At 40.7% G+C, this 15644-nt stretch carries 22 protein-coding genes; 11 read left to right on the forward strand and 11 right to left on the reverse strand.

The window, feature by feature from the left end; translation table 11 throughout:
* Positions 1–311 (reverse strand): hypothetical protein (locus ACP5L5_RS03910; RefSeq protein ID WP_428761771.1); only part of this gene is annotated, 311 nt, incomplete at its 3' end.
* A gap of 88 nt (positions 312–399) precedes the next feature.
* Positions 400–822: a hypothetical protein gene (locus ACP5L5_RS03915; RefSeq protein WP_273302094.1), complete on the reverse strand. Its 423-nt coding sequence runs from the start codon at positions 820–822 to the stop codon at positions 400–402.
* 55 nt (positions 823–877) lie between these two features.
* On the opposite strand from ACP5L5_RS03915, the gene ACP5L5_RS03920 reads away from it, so the two are divergent.
* The 3 genes from ACP5L5_RS03920 to ACP5L5_RS03930 all read left to right on the forward strand — a co-directional run bounded on the left by ACP5L5_RS03920 (position 878) and on the right by ACP5L5_RS03930 (position 3108).
* Positions 878–1792, forward strand: a complete 915-nt coding sequence (locus ACP5L5_RS03920; RefSeq protein WP_428761773.1) for an SPFH domain-containing protein — start codon at positions 878–880, stop codon at positions 1790–1792.
* A gap of 9 nt (positions 1793–1801) precedes the next feature.
* Complete coding sequence (locus ACP5L5_RS03925; RefSeq protein ID WP_428761775.1) at positions 1802–2662, forward strand: hypothetical protein; 861 nt, start codon at positions 1802–1804, stop codon at positions 2660–2662.
* Between the two features lie 68 nt (positions 2663–2730).
* Complete coding sequence (locus ACP5L5_RS03930; RefSeq protein ID WP_428761776.1) at positions 2731–3108, forward strand: NifB/NifX family molybdenum-iron cluster-binding protein; 378 nt, start codon at positions 2731–2733, stop codon at positions 3106–3108.
* Between the two features lie 222 nt (positions 3109–3330).
* On the opposite strand, the gene ACP5L5_RS03935 is transcribed toward ACP5L5_RS03930, so the two are convergent.
* Both ACP5L5_RS03935 and ACP5L5_RS03940 read right to left on the reverse strand, forming a co-directional pair.
* On the reverse strand, positions 3331–3456 hold the full coding sequence (locus tag ACP5L5_RS03935; RefSeq protein ID WP_428761778.1) for a hypothetical protein: 126 nt from the start codon (positions 3454–3456) through the stop codon (positions 3331–3333).
* A gap of 119 nt (positions 3457–3575) precedes the next feature.
* A complete protein-coding gene (locus tag ACP5L5_RS03940) occupies positions 3576–4208 on the reverse strand; it encodes a hypothetical protein (RefSeq protein ID WP_428761780.1) in 633 nt (210 codons plus the stop codon).
* A gap of 95 nt (positions 4209–4303) precedes the next feature.
* Between ACP5L5_RS03940 and ACP5L5_RS03945 the strand changes: the two genes are divergently transcribed.
* The 4 genes from ACP5L5_RS03945 to ACP5L5_RS03960 all read left to right on the forward strand — a co-directional run bounded on the left by ACP5L5_RS03945 (position 4304) and on the right by ACP5L5_RS03960 (position 6683).
* Complete coding sequence (locus ACP5L5_RS03945; protein WP_428761781.1) at positions 4304–4813, forward strand: PaREP1 family protein; 510 nt, start codon at positions 4304–4306, stop codon at positions 4811–4813.
* A 55-nt stretch (positions 4814–4868) separates the two neighbouring features.
* The gene (locus ACP5L5_RS03950; RefSeq protein WP_428761783.1) at positions 4869–5243 is read left to right on the forward strand and encodes a cupin domain-containing protein; all 375 of its coding nucleotides are present in this window, start codon (positions 4869–4871) and stop codon (positions 5241–5243) included.
* A gap of 76 nt (positions 5244–5319) precedes the next feature.
* Positions 5320–5907, forward strand: coding sequence for a hypothetical protein (locus ACP5L5_RS03955; protein WP_428761785.1), 588 nt, complete (start codon positions 5320–5322; stop codon positions 5905–5907).
* Positions 5908–5918: 11 nt separating this feature from the next.
* Positions 5919–6683, forward strand: coding sequence for a hypothetical protein (locus ACP5L5_RS03960; RefSeq protein WP_428761787.1), 765 nt, complete (start codon positions 5919–5921; stop codon positions 6681–6683).
* Here ACP5L5_RS03960 and ACP5L5_RS03965 read toward each other — a convergent pair.
* From ACP5L5_RS03965 to ACP5L5_RS03975, 3 genes are all read right to left on the reverse strand, one after another.
* Positions 6676–6888: a hypothetical protein gene (locus ACP5L5_RS03965; RefSeq protein WP_428761789.1), complete on the reverse strand. Its 213-nt coding sequence runs from the start codon at positions 6886–6888 to the stop codon at positions 6676–6678. The two genes, ACP5L5_RS03960 and ACP5L5_RS03965, sit on opposite strands and share 8 nt — an antisense overlap.
* A 98-nt stretch (positions 6889–6986) precedes the next feature.
* A complete protein-coding gene (locus ACP5L5_RS03970) occupies positions 6987–7142 on the reverse strand; it encodes a HEPN domain-containing protein (RefSeq protein ID WP_428761791.1) in 156 nt (51 codons plus the stop codon).
* On the reverse strand, positions 7114–7302 hold the full coding sequence (locus tag ACP5L5_RS03975; protein WP_428761793.1) for a hypothetical protein: 189 nt from the start codon (positions 7300–7302) through the stop codon (positions 7114–7116). Before ACP5L5_RS03975 ends, ACP5L5_RS03970 begins: the two co-directional genes overlap by 29 nt.
* Before the next feature lie 75 nt (positions 7303–7377).
* Between ACP5L5_RS03975 and ACP5L5_RS03980 the strand changes: the two genes are divergently transcribed.
* Positions 7378–7515, forward strand: a complete 138-nt coding sequence (locus ACP5L5_RS03980; RefSeq protein ID WP_428761795.1) for a hypothetical protein — start codon at positions 7378–7380, stop codon at positions 7513–7515.
* 60 nt (positions 7516–7575) lie between these two features.
* Here ACP5L5_RS03980 and bgaS read toward each other — a convergent pair whose 3' ends face one another.
* Entirely contained in the window at positions 7576–9045 is a 1470-nt protein-coding gene (gene bgaS / locus ACP5L5_RS03985; RefSeq protein WP_428761797.1) for a beta-galactosidase BgaS, read from the reverse strand.
* Positions 9046–9128: 83 nt separating this feature from the next.
* Between bgaS and ACP5L5_RS03990 the strand changes: the two genes are divergently transcribed.
* Positions 9129–9908, forward strand: coding sequence for a glycosyltransferase (locus tag ACP5L5_RS03990; protein WP_428761799.1), 780 nt, complete (start codon positions 9129–9131; stop codon positions 9906–9908).
* A 154-nt stretch (positions 9909–10062) separates the two neighbouring features.
* Positions 10063–10326: a 4a-hydroxytetrahydrobiopterin dehydratase gene (locus ACP5L5_RS03995; RefSeq protein WP_428761801.1), complete on the forward strand. Its 264-nt coding sequence runs from the start codon at positions 10063–10065 to the stop codon at positions 10324–10326.
* A 168-nt stretch (positions 10327–10494) separates the two neighbouring features.
* Here ACP5L5_RS03995 and ACP5L5_RS04000 read toward each other — a convergent pair whose 3' ends face one another.
* From ACP5L5_RS04000 to ACP5L5_RS04010, 3 genes are all read right to left on the reverse strand, one after another.
* Entirely contained in the window at positions 10495–11796 is a 1302-nt protein-coding gene (locus ACP5L5_RS04000) for a hypothetical protein (protein ID WP_428761802.1), read from the reverse strand.
* A gap of 16 nt (positions 11797–11812) precedes the next feature.
* Positions 11813–13558, reverse strand: coding sequence for an AAA family ATPase (locus tag ACP5L5_RS04005; protein WP_428761804.1), 1746 nt, complete (start codon positions 13556–13558; stop codon positions 11813–11815).
* Positions 13559–13625: 67 nt separating this feature from the next.
* Positions 13626–14894, reverse strand: a complete 1269-nt coding sequence (locus ACP5L5_RS04010; protein ID WP_428761805.1) for a M20 family metallo-hydrolase — start codon at positions 14892–14894, stop codon at positions 13626–13628.
* Between the two features lie 236 nt (positions 14895–15130).
* Between ACP5L5_RS04010 and ACP5L5_RS04015 the strand changes: the two genes are divergently transcribed.
* Positions 15131–15631, forward strand: a complete 501-nt coding sequence (locus ACP5L5_RS04015; RefSeq protein WP_428761807.1) for a hypothetical protein — start codon at positions 15131–15133, stop codon at positions 15629–15631.
* Positions 15632–15644: the final 13 nt, after the last annotated feature.

Consider the following 15644-nt stretch of genomic DNA (forward strand, 5'->3'; position numbering starts at 1 on the left):
CTGATCTTCCTTAGGATAATGTGTCTTACCTCGGTAGGGCTTAGTCTCCTTCCTTCGATTATCTTTCTACCATTAATAATTAATGCAGGTAAATCAAATACGTTATATTCCCTTAATTCATTAATTATTGGCATAAATTCGGCGGGTCCCTCACCACCCAATAGCATGCTGATTATTATGTCCAGGTAATCTCTACTTATCTTAATGGTAACAAACCTAATAGCATTTTTACCTAGTCTTAATTCGTTAGTGGCTTCCTTAATCACCTCCTTAATTATTTCCAGGTACTTATCATCTCTGTCTTCAATCATATAAAGCTTAATGTTTATTATCATTCAATTACTAATAAATAATTAATCATTAATAAATCCTACTCTTCATTGAAAATAATTAATTGCCTCAACCAAACCTAGCAGCCAAGTAACCACCTATTACACCGGCGAGTATGTTAACGGCGATGAATATGCCAATCTTAGTCCTACTCCAGAGTGGCCCTGGATATGCATCAAATAATATACCTAGTATCGCAACAGCTATTATGACATAGATAACAGTCCTCTGGGCGGGCCTAAAGTATATGTTATAACTCATCATCTCCTCAGACCTATACGGCTTAGTAAATAGTATGAGCAATCCATAAAGAATCAGTATTAGTATGAAGGATAGCAAGTAACCCCTAATTAATGCCCATATTGGGCTGAGGACAAGCGGCGTTGGGTAAAATATGTTGGCTACGGCCTCGAGTACTAGGGTGACCACAGATACGAAGAATGCGTAACCAACACCAGCCACTGCATTATACCTGGTCTCACGTGTGGACATTATTTTCAATTGATAAATAAACCTTATAAATCAATCTAACAATACTGGTATTAATATGTCGATAAGGGCTCAAGTAATATCCACGATAGATGAGAAGGGAATAGATCAGATGGGTCCTGATGACTTGATAGTGAAGTATCACTCGGTCGATGTTAGGACTAGGTCAAGGCTCATTGTTTACTCAAACCAAAAGGCCGTGGTTAGGATACAGGGGCAAATACAGGGGGTCTTTGATCCAGGTGCCCATGACCTTCAAACGCCCGCCAACCCAATATCCCAATTCTTTGCCAAATTCCAGTACGCTGGTAACATACCGTGGGAAGTCGAGGTACTGTTTGCAAGTACGGCAAGGCACGAGGCAAGAAGCGAGGGAATTACGCAGACGAAGGAACTCGTACCAATGAGATATCAAGTGGCTTATTACTTCATGATTACCGATCCCGTCAAGTTCATAAACTCCGTACAATTCAGTGGTTTTAAGTACACAGTTGAGGATTTCAAGAACTACGTATCACCAATCGTTGACCAATCAGTTAGTCAAGTCCTAAACCTCGTCTCTCTCAATGAGGTTTACGCAAATTTGCATAAGGTCACGGATGCTGTAACGGCTAGTCTAAGAACATTCCTTGATGAAGTTGGTGTTCATTTAATAACGTGCAGGATAGTTAGGCTTGAGCCGGAGGATGAAACAATGAGGAGGGTTGTTCAGTTCATGGCTCTTGGTCTCGATGTAAATACTGCAATTAGGGCTAGATTATCTGAGATAATGGCTCAGAGGAGTGATCCGGCGGCCACGAATATGATGCTTGGTGTACCATACTACCCAATATACATATTACCAACGGCAGGCATGCCAACAAACCTACAGCAATTAATGGTGCCGCCGACTCAGACACAGCAACAACCCAAGGGACAGTCCCAGCAAGGTGGTTCAGAGCAATCCAGCGGCTTTGAGATTAGTGGAGGTTAATGAGGGGTTATGAGTCACGAAGTCCTAAAAAGCTATGGAATGTTTAATAACAACGAATTAGTGCTTGAGGAGGTTAGGTTTGATAATCTGCCGTGTTTCATAAACCTATCAATACTTAGCCAGGGCAAAGTTCCTGAAATACTTATTGAGTTAAGTACTGGTTGTCGTCATTACAATACCATGATAAGGGTGACGAGGAAATTCATGGAGCTCTTTGGCGTAGATACCGCCAGGATAGCTGCGGCTAAGCTGGCCAGGGCATTGGGCATTGAGGATTACGAGGCCATTGAGCGTGGAGATATTGAATTAAGAATAAAGAAGATGCCGAGGCACTACTCAGAGTGGGTTGGTCAGAATATGAATATGGTAATTAATGCATTTAACGAGGTGTTATCGACACTTGGCATAATTACGCAACCAGTAATTACACAAACAGCTCAGGGGACACAGCAGGAGTCGCAAGCAGCATTAAGCATTCCTCAGCAAGCCTCCTCAGTAACCTTAACAGCCCATGTGGTTAAATCATACGGTAATGTTGGCGGTCAAAACCTAGTACTAAGGTCCCTAAGCGAAAATAAGCATATTGAGTTATGCCTTGAGAGAATGGGTAGTTGTAAGCCATTAATCACAGTAAGGGCTAAGCCACTCGAAGTAGTGGTTCATGAGGATGCTGTAAAGGTATTTGGTGAAAATAGGGCGATTGAATATGCCACGTGGATTGCTAACGCCCTGTATATAGCCAATTATAGTATTGACGAACCTAATGGCAAGATAATACTAAGATCTAACGATGGCGCTGATGATGCCTTAACAAATGAGGTAATTAGGGTAATGGATAGGATAGTCAATAAGTACCTCGGTACTGAATAGTAATGTAATTAAAACAGACCAATGTATTACATAAAACTTAAAATGGGTCATAGTATTAGGGTAATGTTATGATCATTGTAATACCTGTTGTGGAGAGTAATGGTAAGTATTACCTTTCTCCACACTTTGGTAAGGCACCTAAATACGCATTTATTGAGGTTAAAGGTAAGGAGTTCAATGTCGTAGATGTAGTGAATAATCCAGTTCCTCCGAGTATTGAGGGTGGTGGTCGTGGACGTGCAATTGCTGATTTAATAATTAGTAAGGGAGCAGAGGCCGTAATAGCGCTGGAGGTTGGTCCTGGAGCCTTTAGATTCCTTAAGGAAGCAAACATTAGGATTTATTATTATCCACCAAGAAGAGGTCTAATACCGATTGAGGATGCACTGGACGCGTTTATAAACGGTAAACTCGAGGAGGGCCTAGAACCAAGGGAGATCGATTAATGAAGGTCCATGCGCTGCAAATGCTTAATTAACGGCACATCTATTTTATCTCTGACGTAGACTAGGGTTGCAATTATAGGACTGTTGATAGTTACGTTTAGGATCTGCGCTATTAATGGGCACTTGGCTCTAAATAGAAATACGGCATTTTTAATGGAGGATCCAGCTCAAGGTACGTCTCAAAGCCATCTAAGCCCTTCAGAAGCAATATGCCGTGCATCCTCATTTCGCTTCATAGCTCTTTATTAAATAGCGCCGTATATGCACTGCCTCACCATTCAATTCATGCCTTATCCAATTATGCGACTCAACAAATACAGTGGCTCTACCTCTATTCGCATTCCTCATTATGTACTCCCCAAGTCGAGTATAAATGCCTGTCATTAATCTCTAGATTTCTTGATTCCGAGTACCTGGATTCGGGGAGGCACAATAGGCATTCTAGTGTGTCTATGTACTACACGGTTTCACATCTTTATGGCTAGATAATTAACACCTAGATATGCAAAGAAGAGAGGGATTAGTACAAGGTCCGTTATGTCGAGTCCCGCGGCCTCCATGGCCCACAACGTACCTAGACTAAAGAGTAGGGCTGAGAGTACGTACTTGAGGTGCGGCAGCCTAATCCTAGCTATTTGATCCTTAATTAACGCTGTAAGCACCACCACTATTGCAGCTGCTAATGACGTGCCAATTAAGGCTGACGAGTAACTCCTTGGTATCAAGGCAATGAGCACTAAGGCTGCCTCGAAGGCCTCTATTGCAGATACCGTGAAAACCACCGCCAAGTCGCCACGCTCCTCCTCACCACCCTTACCCTTCCCAACCCTCCTGAAGTATCTACGCGCGCTCCTTATCAATCTATAGCCGAAGTAAAATAGTATTGCTGCGGATACGGCCAACACGTAGTCGAGGGGTAGGTAGATAATGTAACGACCAACTGTAAATGTTGGTACTAGGACTAGGAGGACCCCAGCTATTGCATAAAGCACTGGCTTGAACCCCCTGTAAATCCCCTGGTAGATTGCCGTGACGGCACCAGCCTCCGAAAGCTCCAGCAGACTTATGCCAAATGCTGCGAAGAAGATCCCGAAATTCACGGAACCTTGATAATCATGCCCAGTTTTAAGTATTTCTCATGGATTAATAATGAGTGCGAAGGTATATATTTTCCCTGAACATGTCATAAGGTAGAATGAGTGAGGAGATGATCATAATACCAAGCGTACTCATCGAGGAACTCAGGAAGAAGGGTCTTGATCCTGAAGACGTGATTCTCGATGCATTAGTGAGAACAGCAAATCTGGACCCAGATGTGGTAATTGAGGCCAGGGTAAATCTCGCAAATAAATACTTGGGTGAGGGTAAGGAACTAGTTAATAAGGACCCAGTACAGGCGAGTGAGAAATTGTACAAGGCTGCTGAGGAGTGTGTGAAGGCCTTAGCTCAATACTACGATTTAAAGGACATACTTGTAAGAGTCAGTGAGAAAGGTAGGTGGACAGTGACGGAGCTCAAGAAAACCGTATTGGAAGTATCGAAGAGGCTTGGCAATTGGTTTGGGGAAGCTTGGGATAGGGCGTGGGCGTTACATGTCTGGGGTTTTCATGAAGCGAAATTCGATGCTGAAGATATAATGGCCAGGTTGCCTTATGTTCAGAGAATTGTGGAGGAGACTAGTAGGTTGGTAAAGGTTAAATCATGAGATTATGTGGTTATGCGCGCGAAATACGTATAAGTATGTGTGAATTAAGGTTTTCATGCCAAATTACAAGGTAATTAATGACATAACTAAGGTACGTGAGGAACCACTAAGTATTAAGGGCGCTGTGGGCGTGTACACCCAATGGCTTGTGGGCAAGGACGATGGTTCAAAATACGCAGTAAGGAGACAGGTGGTTAAGCCGGGTGGTAGGGCACCACTACATAAGCATGCCTATGCAGAAACGTTCATAATATTAAAGGGGATTGGGAAAATGACCGTAGAAAATAACACAATTGATGTTAAGCCTGGCATGTGCATATTCGTAAAACCAAACACGCCACATTCAATAATGAATATTGGTAATGAGGATTTGGAGTTGATAACCATAATATCGTATGAGGATAATATGAGCATAGACGTTCTTGAATAATATATATGATCTATGGGTTGTTTTATTAGAAATTGAACAGATACGTTTAAATACGTGTTTTACTTTCAATTTAATAATGAGTGAGCCTATACTAAGGCTTCGACCAATCCAGGAAAAAAGCCAAATAGCAGGGTATATCCTCCCATTTGGAGTCATCCTAGCAATGTGGTTCCTCATTGGCTACCTATTACCATTAAAAATGCACGCATCACTCTCAGTAACAATTGGACTCCAACTCTTCTTCGGCTTATTTCTCATACTTGCAATCCAAAGCTTATACAAGGACATAAAGAGGAGGGGCAGGTTCATAAAGGATTTTGCCCTATATAGGGATTATGTTTGGTTCTTGACTAAGAATGATGAGGAAATGACAATCCCAATTGGAGAATTCAACCCGTGTGTAATTGACTACACACCACCAATATATCAACAATCATTCGGTCCATCAATGTGGGGTCCAAGATATATTCCAGGGAAGGTTTGGATTAGGATTAATCATTATGGTGAGGATTACATACTCCTCATTGATACTGAGCAATGTAGAAGGCTTAATCAAATCCTAAATACGGACTTTGGGAAGCCCAGGATTGACTGGTGCGGTGGGAGAATAGTTAAGGACATGGGCAGGTTTGGTAGGATTGAGAGACCTGGCCTAGCCTGCTAGGGTGATTAGTGATGAGCATGAACGCGATTGTAATAGGACCAGCCCCCGGTGGTGGGAGACCAAGAACGCTCTTCGCACTGGGATTGTTTTTGATCCTCATTGGACTCCTAATCATGCTCCTTGGCTTCCTATACAGGAATTACACGTCAATTTATGAATACTCATGGATATTCCTAGCTCCGGGAATTGGGGGTTTAATATGGAGTTATCGTGGGCATAGGGCAGCGGTGAGGAGGGAGGAGTTTGTGAGGAATAGTGGGGCTTTATGGGGTTTTCCAAATGCCTTCGTTACATCAGTCAGGTCGATAAAGTCCTGGTTTATTGCCTATTCAATTATCAATTTATTCATGCTATCGGTAGTTATTTGGGAGTTTATTAAGGGCTCTAGTGATGTTCTTGGATTGTTCATAATGTTCCTAATCCTATTCATACCATATGTTCTAATCATGAGGGGTGGAGTGAGGGCCATTAGGAGTGCGAGTAGGACTAGGAGGAATGAGGTTAGGGATATTCTCGTCTTTAATGACCATATCCACATTAGGACTGCATCGAGGGAGGAGTTGGATATATCACTTAATGATGCCATTGTTTGTATTGCAGGGTTGAATGTCCTTGACCCATTTATATATTTGCATTATGATAAGTTCAAGATTAAGTATGGGGATAGGGTGTTCTCCCTGGTACTCCCTCACGGTACTGGCAACGAACTCATTAACGTACTCAAGGATAATTTAGGGCTCGAGATTCATACATGTGATTACCTGGATATTAAATGACCTTATAAACGTCTATAAATTTACTGTACCACTCATTATACGTCCTCCTACTAACCACGTGGAACTCGAGTACCATGAGCACGCCCTCACCAACCTCCCTAATAATGCTCATGACTAATTCCATGTATTTATGAGGATCATCACCATAGACATCAGATATTATTAAAACATCAACGTCACTATCCAGCCTAAAGTCACCGTGCACTATACGAATTCCAATAATAGTATAATTTCCTTGTTTTTATCATAAAAATCGTTTAAATGGCATTTATTATTCAATATTTTTATTAGCTCCATGAAGAGTTAGGTTAACCTATGTGTTCGTGTATAATCACCAATGAGACTATATAGCAATGACTTAAGCTTCAATTGCATAAACTGCTCCACATTAAACATCACTAAATCATAATACCCTCCTCCATACGCAAATCTATAATGCGCTCCTTGGAAACCACCCATCCTTAGTCCTAACTAAGTTTCTATCCCTAATGTACTTACTAACCTTATCCCTAATATCATCAAAGACCCTTCGATCACCACAGAGTACCTTACCGTCAGTCACCGCGTCGAGTATTATCATTGAGCTCTCAAGAACCTCATCCAACCTATTCAGTGGCAACCAGACTATCTGACCAATATACTTTACTGGAATGAAATTTATATACTATTATACTATCTAAGCTTAAGATCAGAGATGGAGATTAAGAAGAATGTCAATCGGGCTGAGGAGAATATTAAGCATGTTGTTGATGAACTTGAGAAAATACCGGTAAATGCCCCTAGGGGGTTTTCGGTAAGCTCAGTGAGGGAAGACCGTGATAACGATTATTGATCATATCGTTAAGAAAACGCGAGAATGTTAGGTGTAAATATGGTAATGTCATTGTGGGTATTACCTCCTTAGCGGCTTTATGGGCGGTACTGTATTCAAGTGCATTATCTCGTCGGGAATTGCCTTATTCATCGCTATCTCCCTATAGATATAGGCCGATGGCCTCCAGTACTGCTTCTTGCTTGAATAATCAACGTAGAGTAGGCCAAACCTCATGCTAAAACCTGAGGCCCACTCGTAATTATCCGTTAACGACCAATGCAGGTAACCCCTAACGTCAGCACCATCGCTCAACGCCCTATGTACCTGGTATATGTGACTAACGAGATAGTAAGGCCTTAGGTAATCGGCCGCATCGGCTATGCCATTCTCCGTAACGTACATAGGCAAGCGATAACGCCTCCAGTACTTCATTAAAACGTCATAAAGCCCCTCTGGGTAGAACTCCCAGCCAAAGTCACTGCATGGCCTGTTATCGGGACTCACAGAATTCCTTTCGCAGGCGTGCCCATAGCCTGGAACTACGGAGTAGGAATTCTCACCGGTCAGCCTAACCACAAGCCTTGAATAGTAATTAACACCAATCCAATCAAGCCTACCCCTGAGATCATCCCTAACCTCACCATATAAATTACCATGAATTATAGCATCAAAGAAGGACCACCTGGCATCCTGCTCCGCCAACTCGACAGCCCCGGCATCCTTCTCTGTCAGTGGCGTATAGGCATTGTTTGCGTAGATAATGCCGACCGGTTTCCTACTAACGGCCTTAATCGCATCATAAGCCCTGGCATGGGCCTGAATCAGGTTAATCAACGCCCTCCTGGCAAGGCCAGGGTTTAGGTAGCCCGGTGGGAAGCCGCTCTTAACATTGGCGTAACCGGCATAGGCAACCACATTGGGCTCATTCATTGTGGAGTACATATCGACCAAATCATCAAACCTCCAAGCCACATACGCAGCAAACCTAGCGAAGTTAATGACAGTTCTAACATCAAGCCAACCAGTGGGTCCAGAGAGGTCACCACGCCTAACCCTAATCGGGTCATGAACCCATAGTGGCAACGGCCAGTGATACAGGTTAAGTATGAAGAAAATATTCCTATTTTTCAAATCATTAAAAATCACCCTATAATGCTCAACAGCAGCCTTATTGGCAGTCTCATTAAGTCTCCTCAAATCACGCTCATCAACATCAACCTTAATGACATTATCACCAACAACCTCAACATTACCACTGGGCGGCTCGGGCATTGGTTTTGGGAATACCCTGGACCACTCAACATTAATCCTCGCAATATCAAGACCCATCCTAACGGCATTATCGTGAAATACCCTGTATAGACTCCAATAGCCAGGGCCATTCTCAGGCAAGTCACCACTAACGAGCCCTGACGCTATATTATCCCTATCATGAACCCAAACCCACCAATCACTATTGGGATCCTCATCTCCAGGAATACCCATCTCATGCTGAAAACCAGCCTGAGACCAACCAAACCTAAAGTCCTGGGGAAATGACAACGTCACGTACTAAAATCCAGGTTAGGGATATTTTTATGGATTATCAACATAACTGAAAGTATTAAATTAGGTATAAACGGAATATTAGCGTGAAAATAACGACCATAATCATCAGCACCACAAGAACAAGAGCACCACTACTAAAGCAAGCCATTTCCTCAGTAATAAATCAATCCAGGAAGCCTGACGAACTAATTATCGTCTCGTCATACACTAATAACGAGATTAAGGAACTAGTCAACCCATACGGCTTTGTAATTCACCATACAAGCAATAAGGTAGGCCCCATGTGGGCCAGAGGCATTAAGGAATCAAGCGGCGACATCATCGCATTCCTCGACGACGATGATGAATGGCTACAAAACAAACTTAGCCATATAGAGAAGGTATTCAAAAACACCACCGATCTAGGTCTTTACCACAATCTATTTCAATTCATCGACATCAACGGCAACGAAATCCACTGCAACGAACTACCCACCTACTATTGCTCAGTGATCCTTAATAAGAAAATCATCACCAAGGACAATACCAATAAGTACATACGCCTAGACATCAATGAATGGCTACATGCCGATTATTGGCAACTATTCTACAATACATCAAGCCTATCAGCACTACGAGATCCATTAATTAAGAGACTCGACATAATTGAAAGCGTTAACCTATACTCAGACGCAATACTCTTCATACTCATACTTAGCCAATGCTTTATCGTACTTCATGAACCAATCATCCTAACAAAATACAGAATTCACGACATACAAACATCAAGAAAAATCCTAAACGGCGAACTCATGGAAATGGCCATCAAAGACTACGAACTATTTAACAAAATAATCAAGGGATCCACTTGCAATAGCGATTAACACCAATCACAACAACCAACAAGAAACCACGAACAAAATAACCATCCATAAATAACACCACAAAATCCACTACCAAAACAAATCAAACAAAAACAACGATTTATATAGAGAAAACAAACAAAACAACAATGCCAACACTCACCAAAGAAAAATAATGAAAACAATACCGGAAGGATGGAAACTAGAAGACAACTACCTAACAAGAGAAATAGAATTCAAAACATTCATGGACTGCATAGGATTCATTAATGAATTAGCCCAAATAGCCGAGGCGGAGGAACACCACCCAGACATGATCATAACCTGGAAACACCTAACACTAAAACTAACAACACACGACGAAGGAGGAATAACACAACTCGACATAGAAATGGCAAAGAAAATAAACGAACTAGTAAACAAATGGAAAGAAAAATAGAAATACTTAAATAGTTACCTTATTTTTCTTAGTGCATCATTCATTAATCTTTCTTTAATAAATTCTTATCACTTTCATTCTAGACAAGAATCTTTTAATAGTAGCTCAATTAAAATATTGACTTACTTCCCTTAAGTTCTAAACATTATTATCTAAATTAATTTAGGGCTAAATTATATCGTTAAGAATGCTAAATAATCTCTCTTTGGCTGTTTTTAATACATTATGAATGTCATCGAATTCTCCTGGGTCAATCCTTACTAAATATATATTTTTATTATTGTTTAATGAGATTTTTGCATAACCATATTTTTTAATTATACTCCAAAGTTTTGCCGTTGCCTTATCCTCTTCATCATATACGATCTTTATATTTAACCCTGGAAGCACCAAAATTCCTAGGTCGGCATTATATTCGTACATGTAAGCCATGACCTTATACCTACCAGCGGTTATATATGTAGGTGTTTCTGAGAATTTGCATTCAATTACTATTGTACGTTCATTTCCTACAATTGAGACATCAGGTCTACCTCTTACTCTTTTAGCTAAATCTTTACTAGAATCTGCAGACATAATTATAGAATTACTTAATGGTCTATTAAATACTATATTGATTATCTTCTCATTTTTAGATAACCTCAATATTCTCGACTTTTTCGATTCGATTTTATAACCCGCGCTTTCAAATATTTCTAGTATAAGCATATATATGAATATTTCATAAAGTCTCCAACCGAGCATTATTAAATCATGAGTACCAACTTTGCGCCTGGTTGTAACATAAACTTTCCTGCCTAAGAAACGACTTAATAAGTATGCGTCATAGGCATCTAATAACCATGCAGGTGCATAAGGTGCCAATCTTTCAATCTCGGTTATTATATCTCGATGAGCATACTTAATGGTCGATGCTGGTAGCTTATTTATTTTTCGCTTTAGCCTTGCAACCATCTTCTTTAAGTTATCAGTCTCATATCTTAATTCATGAATAACTTTATTCTCTTGATCGTTATTACGTATTATATCTTCAACCCAATTAATTATATGTCTTGTGTTTATTAATGCTCGAGAGGCTATTTCCCTAAGTAATAAGTATTCTGGTGATTTACTTGTTGGTAGGTATGTCATAAATGCATAAAGTCCGCTGGGATATGTTATTACTGTACGTGTTACATCAAGGGCACCCCATGTCTGGTTATCAAAAACAACTTTAAACTCCCTATATCTAATGTAATCATGTATTGCATCATTAATTGCTCTAATTAGATCTTTAGTAATTATCATACCCATAGTCACGAATAAGTAATTCCTAGTCAAATTATCGATAGGTACATGCGCATCTTCAGGTAAATGACCAAGGAGAACGCGAAGTATTCTTGATGATTTACGTAAACCGTAATGCCTAACGTAATATCTTCCAACGAGGACAGATAAATTTCTCAGCCTTCTTAAATACCTACTACTCATAGTAATTACATCTCACTTAGGACTTATTAAGATCACTCTTGACTTTATTAATAGTATCCTCGAGTTTTTTGGCTGAGGTACCAACAATTATACCTAATGATGACTTAAGGTAATCTGCAAAATAATTCAGAACTTTAGCCTTATCGTTAGCATCGAGCAATTTTTTATCTAACGTATTAGACAATAACCGTATAGCATTCTTAACACTACCTGGAGATATACAGAGTTGCTTGTTACTAAGATCCTTACGTAATCTACCTATAAACTCCTTAATTAGGTCCTTAATTGGATTATCTAAGGTAGTTAATTCTTTAAGGAACATTTCAACGTCATACGTATCTGTAGGGCACTTAAGTTCTATTATTACGAATCTCCTTAATGCAGCCTCACCAACCATGAATAGGTTCCTAATATCAATAACATTCATAGTACCAATAACTCTAATTAACTTTAACGGTTCATCTTTAAAGTTACTATAATTCTTAATAAATAATTCAGCTTGATTATCAACATGCTCATTATAACTTTCAATTTCACGTATTAAATCCACCGGTATTTCCCAATCTTCAGGATTTGGCGATCTAAATATTGCAAAGAAATCACCAAAGGCCTTATCTACATCTGCCCTATTAAATTCGTCAATAATTACAAAGTAAGGACGATTATCACCATTTTTAATTCTTTCGACAACATTATTATAAGCCTGAACTAACATACCAGCCCTCCATTTAACAGAACCACTCTCAAGCGACTCACCACCAATCACATCTCTCCTAAACCAAAGAGCATTTGCAACTCTAACCATATAGCCATTATCACCACCCAATAATCTTGCTGCAGTAATTGCAAGGCTAGTCTTACCAACACCAGGAGGACCAGTAATGAGAACATTGCCAAACTGCACAGCACTAATGAACCTACGAATGAAACTCTCATCAAAATAAAAATCCTCAGATATCCTCTTAACGATTTCATTAATATTAAATTCAGAAATACCGACAAGAACCTGCTTAGATAATGCAGGGAATTGCGTATACCCGTAAAATTTAATCATGGATTTAACCTCACCATCATTATAAAGTATATCACTTATCTTCTGCCAAACCTCTTTACGCAAGCTCTCATTTGTAAAACACGTATTTCCCTGCCTTGGCACATTAATTTCAATCCTATTAGTAATTCTATCCTTTAGCACCTTAATCAATTCCTCCTCATTTCTCCATCCAAAGCCAGGATCCATAAGAAGGGCTCTAACGCCAGGGTCAAGCCATAGAACCCTCATCCTCCACCTAATAATCCAATGACCCTGGTCCTCCTTCCAATGCCTAAAGTTCCTAAAAGCATCAAGGGTAATGTCAGTCACCAAACCAATCCCGACATCCCCAACATCAATTACGTGAAAAAGAGCAATAATAGGCATTGCATCGTTAGGATCCCTCAATAACAGTCTAGCATTACCGTCCTTTTTCTCAATTCTAAATAAGGCATTAATGTACCTATCAACGAGACCCTTAAACGGAAAACCAGTATTCTCACTAAGGCCTTTAATACTTACGGGCCCACTAGCCCTATCACCCCAAAGAGCATAACCAACCTCACCCTCAATTGAGTATTTAAGAGACCAAAACCAATGCTCGGCATTACCAGGAAATACACAAATATATGGTGGCTCCTTCTTTGTTTTAATCCATTGAATAATCTCCTTTAAATCGCCAAATTTATCAAAGGGCGGTCTATAAATAAACCAATTATCTACTCCCATTAAAATCCAAGCTGTGCAGTACTATATTAATTTAACATGCAGAAATAGAATGCGAATGACAATACTATTATATTGTGGTTATTAGTGTGGCTATTGTTTTTGTGTCGTTTATTAGGTTTGTTATTTTTGTGTATTCGTTTGGTTGGTGTGCTACTTCGTCTATTGTTGACCATACTACGGCTGGTATTTCGAGCATTCTGAAGTATGCTGCGAATGTTCCTCCTCCTATTCCTCCTATTTTTGGTTCTATTCCTCTTGTCTCCCTCAGTACCTTTACCAGTGCCTTTACTATCTCTGCGTCTGTGGGTGTTGGTTTTGGTGCGTCTAGTCTCTGTATTGTCTCTACCTCTATCCTTGGTACCTCCTCGTTCTCTATCTTCCTATGGTACATGGCCTTGACTAGGTTTATTGCGTTACCTATGTCCCTGAGTACTTCGTCTAGGCTGTATTGTGGTAGTACCCTGCTGTCCATTACGAACTCGTGGTATCCAGGTACGATGTTTGGTGAGGTTGCTGTTCCGCTTACCATTGTTATTTCGAAGGTTGACTCAGGCGGTTCATATAGTGCGTCCCTAATGCTGTATTTTGTGGTTAGTAGGTTCTTTAGTAGGTTGGCTAGGGTTATGGCTACCTCATGAGCATTCAACCCCTTGTGCGGCGTACTACCGTGGGTCTGCTTACCATACACCTTGAACTTTAGCCATAGTATTGATTTCTCGGCAACCTCTATGAAACTACCATCCGAGTTGCCGGCGTCTGGTACTAGGGCTTGGTCCTTCTTGTCAAAGAGCTCTGGGTGTTTGCTCATTAGGTATTTTATGCCGTAGTCCGAGCCCGCCTCCTCATCACTTACGAAGGCCAGTACCACGGTCCTCCTAGGCCTAATGCCGAGTTCCATCAATGCCTTGACCGCGTATAGCGATGCCACTAGTGATTGTCCATTGTCCTCCGTACCTCTGCCATAGATTTTATCGCCTACGATCCTTGGCTCAAAGGGTTTTGTAACAGTCCATGCGCTTAGGTCGCCGGGTGGTACAACGTCTAGGTGGGTCACTATCCAGAGCTTGCCTGCGCTCTCGTCCTTGCCCCTGTATATGGCTAGTATGTTTGGTCTAACGCCGCCCTTGGCCCTCCTGTCTGGTGCGTCTATGCGTTTCACTTCGTCGAAGGGCCAACCCCTTATTATCTCGAGTAGTGCGTTTGCCTTTTCCAACTCTCCTTCTCCTCCGTAGCTTGGGTTTACCGCTGGTATGCTTATTAGGTGGGTTAATGCGTTGATTATTTCATTACGTAGTTCATCAACCTTCCTCGAGATCGATTCGTACATTGATGACACACCTCCCTATTTACCTGTTGGATTAAAGTATTGCGTATGGAATTTATTGATTCTCGGTACCCAGCCTATAGATTATTTAGATCTCTTGGTCATTGATTGGCTTGCTCTAGTCATGGTCCTGGCTTTATCATTGCGAATATTTCCTAGAATTTGCATGAATATTACGTGCTTGCTGAACGGTATTTCTGTTAGGTTTCGTAATGCTTATATACCTTGCCTTTGTCTCATTCGAAACCGTGATCGGCAAAACACACATTAAGTATGTGGTAATATCCCTAATCTCAATAATCGCTGTAATGGCCATGGTAATAGTGGCATCACAAAACACAACGCAGGTAAATGTGGTTGTTCAGGGTGTAGGTCCATTAAGTAATGCGACTATAACATACATGGAGTTTGTCCAGTCATATACCACACAAATGCTTCATGCATACGGTACGGCTACAACAAACAATGAGGGGATTGCATTAATTCCGCAACCACCGCCTCCATTGCCTGGTAAGGAGGATGTGATCACTATTACGGTTAACGCAACTATAGGTAAGACAGCGGTGTTTAGGGCATACACCTTCTACCTAACAAGTGAGAACTTCACCAATCAATTAAACATAACATTATCGATACCGGAGTCAAGCAAAGTTTCAGGTAATCAAGACATGCTATTAATAGCAATAATTATAGTGATCGTAGTACTGATTGCAGTAATAATATTGGCAATAAGAAGGCCAAGGTCATAATGGCATAAAGGCT

Origin of the sequence: Vulcanisaeta sp. (genome assembly GCF_049966235.1) — an archaeon.
Lineage (GTDB): Archaea > Thermoproteota > Thermoprotei > Thermoproteales > Thermocladiaceae > Vulcanisaeta > Vulcanisaeta moutnovskia.

What these genes read in the sequence shown, in the direction of transcription:
- ACP5L5_RS03945 (WP_428761781.1), top strand. Translation starts at nt 4,304, where the DNA reads ATGAGTGAGGAGATGATCATAATACCAAGCGTACTCATCGAGGAACTC.
- ACP5L5_RS03935 (WP_428761778.1), bottom strand. Translation starts at nt 3,456, where the DNA reads ATGAGGAATGCGAATAGAGGTAGAGCCACTGTATTTGTTGAGTCGCAT.
- ACP5L5_RS03925 (WP_428761775.1), top strand. Translation starts at nt 1,802, where the DNA reads ATGAGTCACGAAGTCCTAAAAAGCTATGGAATGTTTAATAACAACGAA.
- ACP5L5_RS03960 (WP_428761787.1), top strand. Translation starts at nt 5,919, where the DNA reads ATGAGCATGAACGCGATTGTAATAGGACCAGCCCCCGGTGGTGGGAGA.
- ACP5L5_RS03950 (WP_428761783.1), top strand. Translation starts at nt 4,869, where the DNA reads ATGCCAAATTACAAGGTAATTAATGACATAACTAAGGTACGTGAGGAA.
- ACP5L5_RS03920 (WP_428761773.1), top strand. Translation starts at nt 878, where the DNA reads ATGTCGATAAGGGCTCAAGTAATATCCACGATAGATGAGAAGGGAATA.
- ACP5L5_RS04000 (WP_428761802.1), bottom strand. Translation starts at nt 11,796, where the DNA reads ATGAGTAGTAGGTATTTAAGAAGGCTGAGAAATTTATCTGTCCTCGTT.
- ACP5L5_RS03995 (WP_428761801.1), top strand. Translation starts at nt 10,063, where the DNA reads ATGAAAACAATACCGGAAGGATGGAAACTAGAAGACAACTACCTAACA.
- ACP5L5_RS03955 (WP_428761785.1), top strand. Translation starts at nt 5,320, where the DNA reads ATGAGTGAGCCTATACTAAGGCTTCGACCAATCCAGGAAAAAAGCCAA.
- ACP5L5_RS03970 (WP_428761791.1), bottom strand. Translation starts at nt 7,142, where the DNA reads ATGGGTGGTTTCCAAGGAGCGCATTATAGATTTGCGTATGGAGGAGGG.
- ACP5L5_RS03930 (WP_428761776.1), top strand. Translation starts at nt 2,731, where the DNA reads ATGATCATTGTAATACCTGTTGTGGAGAGTAATGGTAAGTATTACCTT.
- ACP5L5_RS03980 (WP_428761795.1), top strand. Translation starts at nt 7,378, where the DNA reads ATGGAGATTAAGAAGAATGTCAATCGGGCTGAGGAGAATATTAAGCAT.
- ACP5L5_RS04005 (WP_428761804.1), bottom strand. Translation starts at nt 13,558, where the DNA reads ATGGGAGTAGATAATTGGTTTATTTATAGACCGCCCTTTGATAAATTT.
- ACP5L5_RS03915 (WP_273302094.1), bottom strand. Translation starts at nt 822, where the DNA reads ATGTCCACACGTGAGACCAGGTATAATGCAGTGGCTGGTGTTGGTTAC.